We start from the raw sequence: 14,560 nt of genomic DNA, 5'->3' as shown, positions 1-14,560 counted from the left end.
CCTCTCTTCGCAAATCGCCTCTCGGAGCGCGGACAGCCTCGCGAGCTCGCGTCGGATCGCGGCACAGAGGTTGATTCGGGTCGGTGCCACAGACCCTGGCGAGATGGAGTCCGGATCAGTGGACGGCGATGTCAGCCATGTCGATGGCGACGAACACGATCTGTTCGTCCCCCATGGGGGCGTAGGCACGTCGCGTGGCGGGGATGACGATGCCGTCGACGTCGCGGTAGTCGGCGGCGTAGAGCTGCGACTCGACCGTGTGGCCGACGATGTCGATGGTGAAGTCGTGGCGGCGCAGCAACCCGTCCGGGCCGAAGCAGAACACCTGCGTGCGGGTGTGGCTCTTGATGTGGTCGGGGAACGTCACTTGCAGTCGCCGCCAGGTTTCGCCGCCGGCCTCGATCGGGGCGATCTCTTCGCTGACGAATCCCGGCCAGGTGAACAGGAACGGCGTATTCAGGTACGTCCACAGGGCTTCGCCGGTGAAGTACGCGAGCTGCAGGTCGTCCCACGGTGTCTCGAACTGGTGGCCGGCGAACGACCGTTCCGGATCGGCGCGTGCCTCGACCACCGTGCCGATCGGTCGTTGAAGGACGACCCGGTCGGGTTCGAAGACCGATCGTCGGTCCTGACCGACGAAGTCCATGGTCAGCCGTTCCCGTGTCGTGTCCACCTCGAAGTGGACGTTCGTCAGCGCGTCGCCTTGTCCCTTGATCTGCCAGAAGGCCCCGGTGATGGCGGCGTCGACAGCGATGGTCCGGATCCCGTTCCACCGATTCACGCCACCGTGCGCGGCGACGGCGCTCGCGAGTAGATCGTTCATGGCTCCTGCTCCTCTGTCGGGCTGCCCCGGCCGCCGAACGGCGGCCGGGGCATGTCGGGTCAGTCGACGATGAGTCCGCCGGTCAGGTTGGCGACGGTGCCGGTCATCGCGGATGCACGGTCGGAGGCGAGGAACACCGCTGCTTCCGTGAGTTCGGCCAGCGTGGTCGGGCGCTTGCGATGGCTCATGCCACTCGCCAGCGCGGTGAACTGCTCCTTGGCGATCCCCAGCGCGTCGGCATGCAGCCCGTACACGACGTCGACGACCGGTGTCTCCACCATGCCGGTGGTGCGTAGGCAGATCGCGCGAACACCGTGCTGGGCCCATTCGGCCGACAGCGCCCGGTTGAGACCCTCCATCGCCGCCCAGCCGACGCTCATGCCGCCAACCAGGGGCAGCGGCGAACGGGCCGGCTCGGGGGTGTGCATCATGATCACGCCCGACCGCCGGGCGATCATGTGCCGTGCGGCGGATCTCGCGGTGATGAAATGAGCCTGGGCATACATGGTGATCGGGCGCAGGAAACTCTCGACAGGCAGTTCGGTGAGCGGTATCCCCTGCAATCCCACGGGTGAGCTGCCGATCGCGTTGAACGACACGTCGATGCTGCCGGCGTCGGCGACGACTGCGTCCAGGTGCTCGGTCACGGATCTCTCGTCCCCGGCGTCCACCACGGCGGTCTCGACGGCTCCACCCGCGGCGGAGATCTCCTTCGCGATGGTGTCGACGACGTCGAGATGCCGCGCGGTCAGGAACACCCTGGCACCTTCGTGAGCGAACCCGCGGGCCACCGCACGACCGACCGCGCCGCCCGCGCCGTAGACGACGACGTTCTTGGTCTCCAGCAACATGACCTTCTCCTCCTGCTCGTTCACATCGAGCGATGTCCGTGGCCGCGATGGGCGGGACGGTGGTGGCGCCCCGGGAGCGGCTCTCACCTCTACCGACGCCGTGCCGTTGCCCGGATCGACAGCACGCGAGAAGAATCTCGGGGCGTGGTGTCGATGCGGTCCCGGGTCGCGCGTCGAGATGAGTAGAGGGTCCGAGTGGCGGGCCGCAGCAACGAGGATGGGAACTGATGGCCGAGTACCTGGTGTTGATCTACGACGACGAGACCGTGTTGGCCGCCCCCGGCAGCCGGCAGGAGTCAGGGCAGCTGTTGGCCGACCACCGGCGGTTCATGGCCGCGCACGAGACGGCGATGCGTGGTGGTAACGCCCTGTGGCCGTCGGCGACGGCCACCTCGATCCGCCCGGACGGCACCGGCGGGTTCAGCGTCACCGACGCCCCGTTCGCCGAGACCAAAGAGGCCGTTGTGGGCTACTACCTCATCGAGGCCGACGACCTCGACGAGGCTGTCGCCATCGCCCAGCAGGTGCCAACGGTCGCCGGCGGGGTCGAGGTCCGGCCCGTGCAGACGTTCGGCTGACCACTCGAGGAGGCCGCGTGATGTCGGTGGACCCGCGGGTGGGCGCCGCGGTCGCTGAGGCGCACCGCCGCGAGTGGGCGTTCGTGCTCGCCGCGACGGTGCGCGTCACCCGTGGTCTGGACCTGGCCGAGGAATGCGTCCAGGACGCGTACGCCAAGGCGCTGGTCGACTGGGCCACCAACGGCGTCCCTCGCAACACCGGGGCCTGGTTGACCACCACGGCGCGTCGCCGCGCGCTGGACCTGCTGCGCCGCCAGGCCACTGCGGCCCGGGCATTGCCGCTGCTCGTCGGTACCCACACCGACGAGGGGCTCGACCCTGGGCTCGAGGAGCGGTTCGACGGGGCCGCGATCGGCGATGAGCGGCTGCGGCTGGTGTTCACCTGCTGTCACCCCACGCTGTCCCGCGACGCTCAGGTGGCCCTGACCCTGCGGCTGCTGTGCGGTCTCTCCACTGCCGAGGTGGCCCGCGCGTTCCTGGTCAGCGAGTCGACCATGGCGGCCCGGATCACCCGCGCGAAGAAGAAGATCACCCAGGCGCGGATTCCCTACCGGGTGCCCGCGCGGGAGGAGCTGCCCGAACGCGTGGCGTCGGTGTGCGAGGTGGTGCACCTGCTGTTCACCACGGGTCACGCCGCTCCCGCCGGCGCCGAGTTGATTCGCCGCGATCTCGTCGAGCGCGCCCTCGACCTGGCCCGGATGCTGCGCGCCCTGCTACCCGGCAACGCCGATGTCACCGGGCTGCTGGCACTGATCCTGCTCACCGACGCACGCCGCGACGCCCGTCTCGACGCGCATGGACAGCTCGTGCTCCTCGCCGAGCAGGATCGTGTCCGCTGGGACCACGACGCGATCACCGAGGGAGTAGCCCTGGTCCGCGAGGCCCTGCGCAGCCGGCCTCCCGGGCGGTTCGCGTTGATGGCCGCCATCGCCGCGGTGCACGACGAAGCCGACAGCTGGGCCACCACAGACTGGCACGAGATCGTCGGGCTCTACGACCTGCTCGTCGCTCTCTGGCCCTCACCCGTCGTCGCGCTCAACCGCGCCGTCGCCGTCGGGTTCGCGCACGGCCCCACCGCCGGCCTCGACGCACTCGCGCCACTCACCACCGAGCCCCAACTGGCCGGCTACAGCTACCTCGCCGCCGCCCGCGCCGAGTTCCTCGCCCGCCTCGGACGCACCCACGACGCCCGCACCGCCTACGAAGAAGCGCTGCTCCTCACCGAGAACACCGTCGAACGCGGCTACCTCACCCGCCGTCTCGATCAACTCCACGCGTGACGACACGAATTCGCGGTCATCCGAGGCGCCGTAGCGCTGTCTCGAGGGCGACCTCGACCCGGGACGTCATGCCGGGCACGTCGACGGGACGGCGTCCTGCGACCTGACGGCGGATCCACTTCGGCTGGCTGTCGTCATGGTGCAGCAGGGCATACAGGTCCCACCACGGATCGAGCGTCACTCCGGCGATCGACTCATAGAGTGACCGAAGCTGCTCCGACCACTCGGGCGAGTAGAGCGCCGCCAGGTATCGCCGGCAGTGCCCGACGTCGATCGCGCGCGACCCGCGATGGACGCCGTTCCAGTCGGTCAGGCCAGTGATCTTGCCGCGCGACCACAGGAGGTTGACGGGCAGGAGATCGCCGTGCAGAAAGACGGCGGTGTCGGCCGGCGGCGGCGCCGCCATGACATCGAACGCCGCCTTCCACACGGCCGGCTGCTGGGCACCCACCGGCACCTGGAACCCGTCGAGAGGAGCGATCCACGAATCCGTCCACGGCCTGAACGCCTTCGCGGGGAGATCGAGGGAATGCAGCAAGACAGCAAGCTCCGCGATCGTCGTCATCCACGACCGAGGTTCCGCCGGATTGAGGTCGACCTGTCCCGGCAACCGCGTCATCAGCAACGACGGCTCGCCTCCCGTCGAAGTACCGGCGACATCGGCATCCAGGACATTCGGCACCGGAAGCCCGCTCCCCGCCACCAGGCGTAGGTTGGCGATCTCCTGCTCCAAGGCCTCCTGCAGTCCGAGCCCGCCCGGGTACTGCCGCAGTACGACGAACGTTCGCTTCCCGAGTCGCTCGACAGTCAGCCGATGCACGGCGGAGGAGACGCCACCGGTCAATCGGCGGTAGCCGACGATGCGACTGCCCCGGCCCATCGACGCCGCGGCCCAGGCGAGAGCCTCCTCGGAGGGCCGGCGCTGCCTGAACCCGCCATCCCTCCAGTCGCTGTCGGTCATGAGCGCGACCCTATGCGTCAGGAGCCTGCGGCGACACGAGTGCTCTCCTCCGCTCAGGTGCGTGGAGCCGAGTGCCTTCGCACGTCGCTGAGCCAGGCCAGAGCGGACAAGGCGTCCGTCACCACGGGCTCCGACGACCCGGCGCGCCGCTGGGGGCCGCTCGCCGGCTCCGGTCGCCGAACCATGACCACCTCGACGCCGAGGTGATCGGCAGCCTCCAGGAAGTTCCGGACGCCGGCGTCACCGGAGTCGGCCGCGATCAGCAGGCGCACGTTGCCGGCACCCAGGACCGAGATCGCCCCCCGAAGCCCGTATCGCGTGGCGTCCGGTTCCCGCACCCAGCCCGGAAGGTCAGGATCCATGGAGGTCCGTCTGCGGTGGCTGAGGACCGATCGCCCGCCCAGGTCGCCCAGCCGTTCGGAGAGACGCAGCGGTTCGAGCGCGATCATGACGTCGCCGGAGTGTCTCGACGCCTCGCGCCCGGCCGCGTCGAACGAGGCGACCCACCTCCACCGCTGAGCTCCCGCAACGCCCTCGAACGGCGGTGGCACCGCCCGGAGAAGCGGTAGCCCGGCAACGTCGCAGGCGGCCGCCACCGCGGACGACACGCCCTCCGCGTAGGGATCGGCAGCGTTGATCACGACGTCCACGGCATGGCTGCGGAACATCGTCACCAGGGCGGCCGGCTCGGGGTGACCTTCGTACACGATCGCGTCGCCACGACCAGGACCGTCCTCGGTCACCAGCCGGACGTAGTCGGGGTCGCCGTGTTCGAACGCCATCACCAGGTCGGTGACCAAGGTGGTCGATCCGATGATCAGAGTCGCCATGCCCAACTCCCGGCCCAGCGGTTGACAGCCCGCCGTTGAACACATCAGGCTAGCACGACAATTGACCTAACTAACGCACCACATGACGGCCGATCAGCTGAGACAGTTCAGCTGCCCGGGTGAGCCGCCTGATCGCCGATCCAGCGGTGGATCTCGGTGGACAGGACGGCCAGCGGGACGGCGCCGTTGCCCAGGACCGCGTCGTGGAAAGCACGGATGTCGAAGCGGCCGCCGAGGCGCTCGCGGGCGGACCGGCGCAGTGCGTCGATCTCCAGCCGGCCGGTCATGTAGGCCAGTGCCTGGCCGGGCCAGGCGATGTAGCGGTCGACCTCGTTGACGACGTTCGGCGGCGAGACGGCACTGTTGGCGAGCATGAAGTCGATCGCCTGCTGCCGCGTCCAGCCGTGGTGGTGCAGGCCGGTGTCGACGACCAGGCGGCAGGCCCGCCACGCATCGCACGACAGCATGCCGAAGCGGAAGAGGTCGTCCGAGTACAGCCCCATCTCGTCGGCCAGCCGCTCGGCGTACAGGCCCCACCCCTCGCCGAAGGCGGCGATGTAGAGGTAGCGGCGGAACGCCGGCAGCCGGGTGAGCTCCTGGGCGGCGGCGAACTGCAGGTGGTGGCCGGGCACGCCCTCGTGGAACGACAGCGTCTCGTACTCGAACCGGGTCCGGGTCCGCGGCTGGTACGTGTTGACGTTGTACTGGCCGGGCCGCTCCCCCGCCGGCGGCATGTACTCCCCGATCACCGCAGCGGGCGCGACCACCGCGTTCATCGGCTCGACCACGCAGTCCGCCGACGGGATGCGGCCGAACCAGTCCGGCAGCGCCGCCTCGGCCCGGGCCACCGCCGCACGCGCGTCGGCGACGATGTCGTCGGCCGACGCGTAGCGCAGCTCCGGATCAGTGCGCAGCTTGTCGACGATCGCGTCGAAGTCGCCGATGCCGAACACCTTCTCCCCCAGCACCGAGAACTCCTCGCGCAGCTGCGCGAGGAGGTCCAGCCCGAGGCGGTGCAGCTCATCAGGCGTCCGCGACGTCGTGGTGTGTGCCGCGACGGCGCGCGCGTACATCTCGCCGCCGTCCGGCAGGTGCAGCAGTCCGCTGCGCTCGTCCGGGCGGGCCGCCGCCAGCACCGGGCCGGACAGCGTCTCCAGCAGGGCCGCGAACGCCGGGCGGATGCTGTCGGAGACGAGTGCGCGGACGTCGTCCTCGACGCCGGTGCCCGCGGCGGGCGCCACCATCAGGTCGTCGTCGGCGGGCGTGGCGAGGTAGGCGCGCACCCGCTCGATCGTCTGCTCGACGCCGCGGCGGGTGGGCACGCGCCCTGACGCCACGCCGGCCGACGCGCGCACGGTGATGCCGTCGACATACGCCCGGATCCCCGTCATCCGGCTCAGGTAGTCGCGTTCGCTGCGCGGGGTGCGCAGGCTGGTGTACGCCAGCGTGGCCAGCACGCCCGCCACGGGCCCGGCATGCCCGGAGACGGTGAACTCCAGGTGCCTGTCGACCAGTGGGGCCGCCTCCGAGCGGGCCGAGTGGATCAGCACGTCGCGCGTGACACGGTCGTCGTCGCCGAGCCCGTCGGCGGGGATCGCCTCGGCCTGCGCCGCCAGGTCCAGCAGCCGCTCGCCGGCGGACAGCTCGGCCGCCTCGCCGAGGTCGGGGACCCGGTCGTCGTACCCGGGGACGCCGAAGACGGAGGCGGTGAACGGGTTGGCGGAGCTGGCGGTCTCCAGGTAGTCGTCGGCGAGGCGGGCGATCGGGGCGGGTTCCGGCATGACGTTCAGCCTCCGTACGCAGCGAGCAGTTCGGGGTCGGCGGGGATGTCGGCGATCCGGTACGCGGGCGGCGCCGCGCCCATCAGGTGCTGGACGAAGAAGTCCCAGCGGCGCCGCAGCCAGTATGCGGTGCCGATCATCAGTCGGTGGTCGGCGTTGGGGACGATCAGCAGGTCGAAGTCCTTGTTCGCCTTGATCAGGGCGTCGACCAGGCGCATCGTGCCGTGCGGCGTGGCGTTGTCGTCCATCTCGCCGTGCACCAGCAGCAGCTTGCCGGCCAACTGCCCGGCATGGGTCTCGTTGGCCTGGCCGGCGAAGTCGAAGTCGTCCTCGAGGCCGAAGAACTTCTCGCCCCACCAGGCGTGGTTGAGCCGGTTGTCGTGGTTCCCGGCCGACGACACCGCCACCTTGTAGAACTCCGGCGCACGGAGCATGCACCTGGTCGAGGCGTAGCCGCCGGCCGAGTGGCCGAAGATGCCGACCCGGTCCAGGTCCATCCACGGACGGGTCCGGGCGAGCTGCTGGATCGCCGCGACGTGGTCGTGGACGTAGCCGTCGTCGCCGAGCCGCGCGGCGTCCTGGAACGCCTGGCCGCGCAGCGCGGACCCCCGGCCGTCGACCGCCACGACGACGAAACCGAGCGCGGCGAAGCCCGCGGCGTTGCGCTCCCCCGTCAGGACGCCGCCGGACAGCGGGAAGCGCAGCGGCGCGGTGGAGATCTGCGGGCCCGGGTAGATCTCCTCGACCACGGGGTACCTGGCCGACGGGTCGAAGCCGTGCGGACGGTAGATCGCGCAGTAGACGTCGGTGACGCCGTCGGCCGCCTTCACCACCGCCCGCTCCGGAGGCGTCCAGCCGGCCGCGTAGAGGGCGGACGCGTCGGCCCGCTCCAGCTCCAGCACGACGGCGCCGGAGCGGTCGCGCAGCACCGACACGGTCTCCACGTCGTACCGCGAGGCGTTGTCGACGAGGAACCGTCCCGACGGCGACGGCACGCAGTCGTGATCGTGACCGTCGGACGTGATCGCGGTGAGCTCGCCGCCGTCGAGCGGCACCGAGTACAGCTCCTGCAGGTACGGGTCCGACCCCGGCTCGCGCCCGGCGCCGGTGAACACGACCCGGCGGGCTTCCTCGTCGATCGACACGACGTGGCGCACCGACCAGTCACCGGAGGTCAGGGTCGTGACCGAGCCGTCGCGGCCGTACCGGTAGAGGTGGCCGTACCCGCTGCGCTGCGACCACCACAGCACCTCCCCCGTGGACAGGACCCGGATGTTGGTGTCCTGCTGCTGCGGGCCGTACAGGATGTGCGACGTGCTGGTCTCCTCGACGAGCACGGTGACCGCACCGGTCCCGGGGTCGAGCTCGTGCAGGCGGACGAGGTGGTCGCCACGGTCGCTGGAGAGGAAGTGGACCGTCGCACCGTCCGCGCTCCACCACAGCTGGTCGTACGGGATGGCGGGGACGAGCGGGGCCAGGATCGGCTCGCACCTGGCCGGCGTCACGGCGCCCGTCGCGGCCTCGAACACGAGGAACTCCGTGGTCGGGACCTCTTCGTCGCCCACGACGGCGTAGCGGTAGGTCAGCGGCTCCGGCCGCCCGCCTCCCGGCGGGGAGGAGCGCAGCAGGTGCATGAGCCCGACGGAGCGCTGGTCGAGCCGGTGGGTGACGAATCGGGTGGAGTCCGGTGACCAGGCGACGAGCGGTGGCATGGTGAAGCCGAGGTTCTCCTGCATCACCAGGGCGGCGCTGGAGTCGGTCATCGTCGCGTAGTCGTACGCCTCGACGCCGTCGGTGGTGAGCCGGCGCACCTCGTCCGTGGCGGTGTCGCGCAGGTAGAGGTCGTGGTCGCGGATCCCCACGGCCCAGCGCCCGTCCGGCGACGGCGTCTCGCCCGGGCGGGCCGGGCCGAGGACCGTGGCCGTGTAGTCGTCCAGCGCGACCTCGACCCGCCGCCCCCCGACGACCACGCGCACCACGCCGTCGAGCAGCAGGTCGACGGAGAAGAACGGCGGCTCGGCCGGGTCGACCTCCTCGCGCAGCACGTCGGCGAGGGCGCGGGCCAGCCGCTCGTGGTCGAACGCCGGCTGCTTCGTGCCCGCCTCGGCGTCGACGACCACGAACCGCACACCCGTCGCCGTCCGGGTCCGGTACCAGAACGTCTCGGTGCCGGCGATCCAGTTCGGCGTCACCCGCGGGGTGTGGACCAGCTCCTTCAGGTGGTGCGGCAGCAGGGCCTCGGCCCTGGCGTAGCGCGCGGCGAGCTCGAGGGTCGCGGAGTCCTCCCCGGGCCCGGTCACCGGTAGACCTCGATCGGGACGTCCCCGACGCGGTACGGCGGCGGCGCCGAGCCCATCAGATGCCGCACGAAGTAGTCCCACCGGCGGCGCAGGAAGTACGCCCGGTTCACCATCATGTGGTGGTCGGCGTTCGGCACGATGAGCAGGTCGAAGTCCTTGTTGGCCCTGATCAATGCGTCGACCAGGCGCATCGTGCCGTGCGGCGTGGCGTTGTCGTCCATCTCGCCGTGGACGAGCAGCAGCCGGCCCGTGAGGTCCTCGGCCAGCGACGCGTTCGCCTGCGCGGCGAAGTCGAAGTCGCCGGTCAGGCCGAAGTACTTCTCGCCCCACCAGGAGTGGTTGATGCGGTTGTCGTGGTTGCCGCCCGACGACACCGCGACCTGGTAGAAGTCCGGCGCCTGCAGCAGCGCCCGGGCCGACGCGTACCCGCCCGCCGAGTACCCGTAGATCCCGACCCGGTCCAGGTCCATCCAGGGGCGCGCCGCGGCGAGCTGCCGGATCGCGGTGACGTGGTCGTCGACGAAGGCGGTGCCGCCGGCCACGCGGGCCTGGTCCTGGAAGGCTCGGGAGCGCATGGCGCTGCCCCGCCCGTCCACGACCACGACGACGAACCCGAGCGCGGCGAAGCTCTCCGGAACGTTGAACGCCATCGACGCGCCGACGTTCGGGCCGCCGGACAGCGGGAAGCGCAGCGGGGCGCAGGACATCTGCGGTCCCGGGTAGACGCAGTCGAGGACGGGGTAGGTCCGGTCCGGGTCGAGGTCGTGCGGCCGGTAGACCGCGCAGTACAGGTCGGTCTCGCCGTCGGCGGCCTTCACCAAGGCACGCTCCGGCGCGCTCCAGCCGGTCGCGGCGAGCGCGGAGGCGTCGGCCCGCTCCAGTTCGAGCACCACGGCGCCGGTCCGGTCGCGCAGCACCGACACTGCCGGCACGTCCCAGCGGGCGGCGACATCGACGACGTACCGGCCGGAGGGCGACGGACGCGGGTCATGGTCGAGGCCGTCGGCGGTGATGGCCGTGATGTCGCCGCCGTCGAGCGACACCGAGTACAGCTCCCGCAGGTACGGGTCGGAGCCCGGTTCGCGCCCGGCGCCGGTGAACACGACCCGGCGGGCGTCCTCGTCGATCGACACGACGTCGCGCACCAGCCAGTCGCCTGAGGTGAGCGTCGTGACCGTCCCGTCGGCACCGTAGCGGTAGAGGTGCCCCCAGCCGGAGCGCTGCGACCACCACAGCACCTCGCCGGTCGAGAGCGTGCGGACGTTGCGATCCATCTGCTGCGGGCCGTAGAGAATCTGCGAGTCGCTGCTCTCCTCGACCAGCAGGCTCACCGCACCGGTGTCCGGGTCGAGGCGGTAGAGGCCGACGTGGTGGTCGCCGCGGTCGTTGGCCAGCCAGTGGACGGCCGACCCGTCGTCGCTCCACCACACCCAGCCGTAGGCGATGGCCGGGACGAACGGCATGAAGATCGGTTCGGACTTCGCCTGGACCGACTCGCCGCTGGCCGCGTCGAAGACGAAGAACTCCGCGGTGGGCAGATTCTCGTCGCCGGGCAGCCCGTAGCGGTACGACAGCAGCGTCGGGCGGCCGCCGTCGAACGGCGCGGAGCGGACGAGGTGCATGAAGTCGAGGCCGCGCTGGTCCAGCCGGTGCGTGATGAACCGGGTGGAGTCCGGCGACCACACGACCAGCGGCGGCTGGGTGAAGCCGAGGTTCTCCTGCATCACCAGTGCCGCGACCTGGTCGTTCATCCCGCCGTAGGCGTGACCGTCCACGCCGTCGGTGGTGAGCCGGCGCTCGGTGTCCGCGACGGTGTCGCGCAGGTACAGGTCGTGGTCGCGCTGGACCACGGCCCAGCGCCCGTCCGGCGACGGCGCCTCGCCCGGCCGGATCGGGCCGAGCCGGGTCGCGGTGTAGTCGTCGAGGGAGATCTCGATCAGCTGCTCCCCGACGGCCACCCGCACCGCGCCGTCACGCGGCTCGATCGCGTCGAACGGCAGCGCCGCCGGGTCCGCCTCCTCCCCCAGCACGCCGCCGAGCGCGGCGGCCACGCGTTCGTGGTCGAACGCCGGCCGCCTGCACGCGGTCTCCGCGTCTACGAGGACGAACTCGGCCCCGTCGCTCGTAACGTTGCGATACCAGAACGTGTCGGTGTCCGGGATCCACTCCGGCCGCACCTGGGGCGAGGTGATCAGCCCCCGGAGGTGGTGTGGCAGCAGGGCCTCGGCCCTGGCGTAGCGGGCGGCGAGATCGGTCGTCGTCACGGCTCTCCTCGGGAAGCTTCGGCTACTGACAGGCGCGGAGGAACCACTCCCGCTCGAGGGCATGCAGCTCGTCGCGCTCGACGAGCGCCCGGCGGCCGGAGTACACCGTGGCGACGCCGACGCCGGCGCGGTCGTCGACGCCGGCGGACGCGAGGTAGAACAGCGTCGTCCCGCCGTGCCACCAGGCCAGGCCCTCCGGGTGCGTCAGCCCGCGCCAGCCCAGCCCTTGGACGAAGTCGGGCACGTCGCTCCCGTCGGGCATGGTGAACCCGCCGGGCACGGCGAAGTACTGCTCGCGGGCGCGTCGCATGGCCCGGGACAGCACCGGCCCGCCGTCCTCGGCGCCGGCCGCGAGGTTGGCCTCCACGAACGTCAGCAGGTCGGTCATGGTCGAGCGCAGCCCGCCCTGCGGGAGCATGACGTCGTGGTACCAGTTCGGGCACGGCTGCCCGGTGGCGTCATAGGCGTGCATCACCCGGCCCTGCTGTTCCGGGGAGAGCGTGTAGCCGGTGTCGGCCAGCCCCAGCGGCGCGCAGACCGTCTCCTTCAGCAGTTCCTCGTACGGCCTGCCGGCCACCAGCTCCAGGATGTGGCCGAGCGTGCCCATGCCGATGACCGAGTAGGTCCAGCCCTGTCCGGTCGGGTAGACCAGCTCGGCGGTCTCGAGGTCGGCGTAGAGGTGTTCCTTCTTGTAGCGCAGGTAGTGGGTGTACGCCGCGAACGGCGGCTCGGTGCCCCGCAGCTCCTCGTCGATGAACGCCTGGTGGATCGCCCCGACGGAGCCGAGCCCGGAGTTGTGCGTGGCGAGCTGCTCGATCGTGATCGACGCGATGTGCTCCGGCAGCCGGAGCTCCTTCGGGAGGTGCGCGGCGATCGGGTCGTCCAGGGCGATCAGCCCCTGGGCCTCCAGCGCGGCGAGGACCGTGGTGGAGAAGACCTTGGACACGGATCCGATCTCGTAGATGGTGTCGGCGTCGGGCAGCCGGGCCTGCTCGGCGCCCGGCGACCGGAAGCTGCGAACCCGACGCTCGCCCCGCACGGACAGGCCGACCATCAGCGTGGCCTCGTCGCGGGTGGAGAGGTACTCCTCGGCGTCCTTCTCGATGCCGGCCACCAGGCCGGGGAGGTCGACGGCACTCAATGGCGCTTCCTTCCACCTAATGAAGTAGGCGCAGATTACCCCAACCAAAGCGACCACGCTAGGCCTCACCCGAACTACCCGGTGACGGCACATGCACCGTTGACGGGGGCTTCTTGATAGTGAATTATGCCCAGATCGACTCTGTCCTCTAGGCACTAGAACGGCCTCAACCGGCTGCCCCTGGGAAGGAAGAGTGATCCACGTCGCACGGCAGGCACGCACAGTCCTGGCCGCGGCCACGGCCGTCCTGGCCCTCGCGTCGTGCTCGGCCGGCGAGGCCGCGGAACCGGTCTCGGCCGGCCCGACGGCGACGCCGGCGACCGGTGGCACGCTGCACATCGCCGGCGAGCGCGAGGCGCTCGGGCTGAACCCCTACACGGCGATCGACAACAACTCGGCCCACGTCTTCGCCCAGATCCTCGAGACCCTGTTCCGGACCGACGAGAACGGCGAGGTCGTGCCCTGGCTGGTCGAGAGCAGCCAGGCGAACGCCGACTTCACCACCTGGACGTTCCGCCTCCACGAGGGCATCACGTTCTCCGACGGCACGCCGATGACCGCCGACGACGTCGTCTACAGCATCGAGACGGTGCGGCAGTCGGAGGCCTGGGTGTCGATGTTCGCCGAGATCGAGACGGTCGAGGCGACCTCGCCGTCGACCGTCGTGGTCACGACGTCGGCGCCGTCCCCCGCGCTGGAGGCCAGCCTCTCGCTGCCGTTCGCCCCGGTCGTGCCCGCGGACCTCGCCGGCATGACCCCGGAGGAGTTCTCGCAGCACCCGATCGGCACCGGGCCGTTCCGGCTGGAGTCGTGGACCAGCGGGCAGCGCATCACGCTGGTGCGCAACGAGTCGTACTGGGTGCCCGGGCGCCCCTACCTCGACAGCGTCGTCTTCGAGGCGGTGCCCAGCGACAGCAACCGGACCCAGCAGCTGCGCGGCGGCGATCTCGACATCATCGCGACGCCGCCCCGCCCGCAGCTGGAGGCGCTGGACGACGGGGCGGCCACGGTCGTCGGCGAGTTCGCCATGGCGTTCCCGAACTACCTGCTGCTCAACCAGGAGTCCGACGCCTTCGCCGACCCGCGGGTCCGCGAGGCCGTCGACCGCGCGATCCACCGCGCCAACATCCTGGAAGCGGCGGGCGGCGGCGTGGGCGAGCTCGGTGGCGCCTTCCTCGCGCCCGCCCTGAACTACCACGACGAGTCGCTCGAGCCGGTCGAGCACGACCCCGAACGGGCGGCGGAGCTGCTCGACGAGGCGGTCGCCGACGGCGCGGACCGCGACTTCACCCTCTCGGTCGCCGCGGGCGGGACGTACGCGAACCTGACCGCGCAGATCATCCAGGAGAACCTCGAGGACGCCGGCTTCGACGTGACCATCGAGCAACTCGACGGCGCGACCGTGCTCGCCGAGGTCGGCGCGGGCCGCTACGACGCCACGCTCTTCACGATGACCAGCGACATCATCGATCCCCTCGAGGTCATCGGCTACTACGTCGACCTGAACGCCCTCTGGACCGGCGGCGAGACGGCCGAGGTGGCCGCCCTCCTCGAAGAGGCGAAGCAGGCCGTCGACCAGCAGACCCGCGGCGACCTCTACGCGCGGATCCAGCAGATCGTGTACGACGACCGCAGCCTGGTCGTGCTCGGCTACCAGCCGTGGATCTGGGCCTGGCGCGCGGACGTCGTCGGCTACGAGGTGCCCATGACCGGCGTCCCCTGGCTGGCCGACACCGGATTCCGGGAGTGAG

The 14,560-nt window shown here is 70.9% G+C and carries 11 protein-coding genes; 3 read left to right on the top strand and 8 right to left on the bottom strand.

The window, feature by feature from the left end:
* Positions 1-115: 115 nt before the first annotated feature.
* Complete coding sequence (locus tag BLV02_RS12485; RefSeq protein WP_069115065.1) at positions 116-823, bottom strand: hypothetical protein; 708 nt, start codon at positions 821-823, stop codon at positions 116-118.
* A 59-nt stretch (positions 824-882) separates the two neighbouring features.
* Entirely contained in the window at positions 883-1,698 is an 816-nt protein-coding gene (locus tag BLV02_RS12480) for an SDR family NAD(P)-dependent oxidoreductase (RefSeq protein WP_069115066.1), read from the bottom strand.
* Positions 1,699-1,901: 203 nt separating this feature from the next.
* On the opposite strand from BLV02_RS12480, the gene BLV02_RS12475 reads away from it, so the two are divergent.
* Positions 1,902-2,252 (top strand): YciI family protein, encoded by a 351-nt coding sequence (locus BLV02_RS12475; RefSeq protein ID WP_069115067.1) that lies wholly within the window; start codon positions 1,902-1,904, stop codon positions 2,250-2,252.
* A gap of 20 nt (positions 2,253-2,272) precedes the next feature.
* Positions 2,273-3,532, top strand: coding sequence for an RNA polymerase sigma factor (locus BLV02_RS12470; protein ID WP_069115197.1), 1,260 nt, complete (start codon positions 2,273-2,275; stop codon positions 3,530-3,532).
* Between the two features lie 16 nt (positions 3,533-3,548).
* Here BLV02_RS12470 and BLV02_RS12465 read toward each other — a convergent pair whose 3' ends face one another.
* The 6 genes from BLV02_RS12465 to BLV02_RS12440 form a co-directional block, all read right to left on the bottom strand.
* Complete coding sequence (locus tag BLV02_RS12465; protein WP_069115068.1) at positions 3,549-4,493, bottom strand: phosphotransferase family protein; 945 nt, start codon at positions 4,491-4,493, stop codon at positions 3,549-3,551.
* Positions 4,494-4,546: 53 nt separating this feature from the next.
* Positions 4,547-5,293 (bottom strand): precorrin-6A/cobalt-precorrin-6A reductase, encoded by a 747-nt coding sequence (locus BLV02_RS12460; protein WP_171906908.1) that lies wholly within the window; start codon positions 5,291-5,293, stop codon positions 4,547-4,549.
* 137 nt (positions 5,294-5,430) lie between these two features.
* Positions 5,431-7,104 (bottom strand): DUF885 domain-containing protein, encoded by a 1,674-nt coding sequence (locus BLV02_RS12455; protein ID WP_069115070.1) that lies wholly within the window; start codon positions 7,102-7,104, stop codon positions 5,431-5,433.
* A gap of 5 nt (positions 7,105-7,109) precedes the next feature.
* The gene (locus BLV02_RS12450) at positions 7,110-9,404 is read right to left on the bottom strand and encodes a S9 family peptidase (protein ID WP_069115071.1); all 2,295 of its coding nucleotides are present in this window, start codon (positions 9,402-9,404) and stop codon (positions 7,110-7,112) included.
* The gene (locus tag BLV02_RS12445) at positions 9,401-11,668 is read right to left on the bottom strand and encodes a DPP IV N-terminal domain-containing protein (RefSeq protein WP_069115072.1); all 2,268 of its coding nucleotides are present in this window, start codon (positions 11,666-11,668) and stop codon (positions 9,401-9,403) included. The genes BLV02_RS12450 and BLV02_RS12445 overlap by 4 nt, the downstream gene beginning before the upstream one ends.
* Before the next feature lie 22 nt (positions 11,669-11,690).
* Entirely contained in the window at positions 11,691-12,809 is a 1,119-nt protein-coding gene (locus BLV02_RS12440) for a serine hydrolase domain-containing protein (protein WP_069115073.1), read from the bottom strand.
* A 193-nt stretch (positions 12,810-13,002) separates the two neighbouring features.
* Here BLV02_RS12440 and BLV02_RS12435 point away from each other — a divergent pair, with 193 nt between their 5' ends.
* Positions 13,003-14,559 (top strand): ABC transporter substrate-binding protein, encoded by a 1,557-nt coding sequence (locus tag BLV02_RS12435; RefSeq protein ID WP_069115074.1) that lies wholly within the window; start codon positions 13,003-13,005, stop codon positions 14,557-14,559.
* Position 14,560: the final 1 nt, after the last annotated feature.

The sequence above is a fragment of the Jiangella alba genome, assembly GCF_900106035.1.
GTDB classification, from domain to species: domain Bacteria; phylum Actinomycetota; class Actinomycetes; order Jiangellales; family Jiangellaceae; genus Jiangella; species Jiangella alba.
This window is presented reverse-complemented; position numbering and strand designations above follow the sequence as displayed.

Bases quoted from the DNA above. Each gene is read 5' to 3' on its own strand.
- BLV02_RS12485 (WP_069115065.1), bottom strand. From the start codon at position 823: ATGAACGATCTACTCGCGAGCGCCGTCGCCGCGCACGGTGGCGTGAAT.
- BLV02_RS12475 (WP_069115067.1), top strand. From the start codon at position 1,902: ATGGCCGAGTACCTGGTGTTGATCTACGACGACGAGACCGTGTTGGCC.
- BLV02_RS12470 (WP_069115197.1), top strand. From the start codon at position 2,273: ATGTCGGTGGACCCGCGGGTGGGCGCCGCGGTCGCTGAGGCGCACCGC.
- BLV02_RS12465 (WP_069115068.1), bottom strand. From the start codon at position 4,493: ATGACCGACAGCGACTGGAGGGATGGCGGGTTCAGGCAGCGCCGGCCC.
- BLV02_RS12455 (WP_069115070.1), bottom strand. From the start codon at position 7,104: ATGCCGGAACCCGCCCCGATCGCCCGCCTCGCCGACGACTACCTGGAG.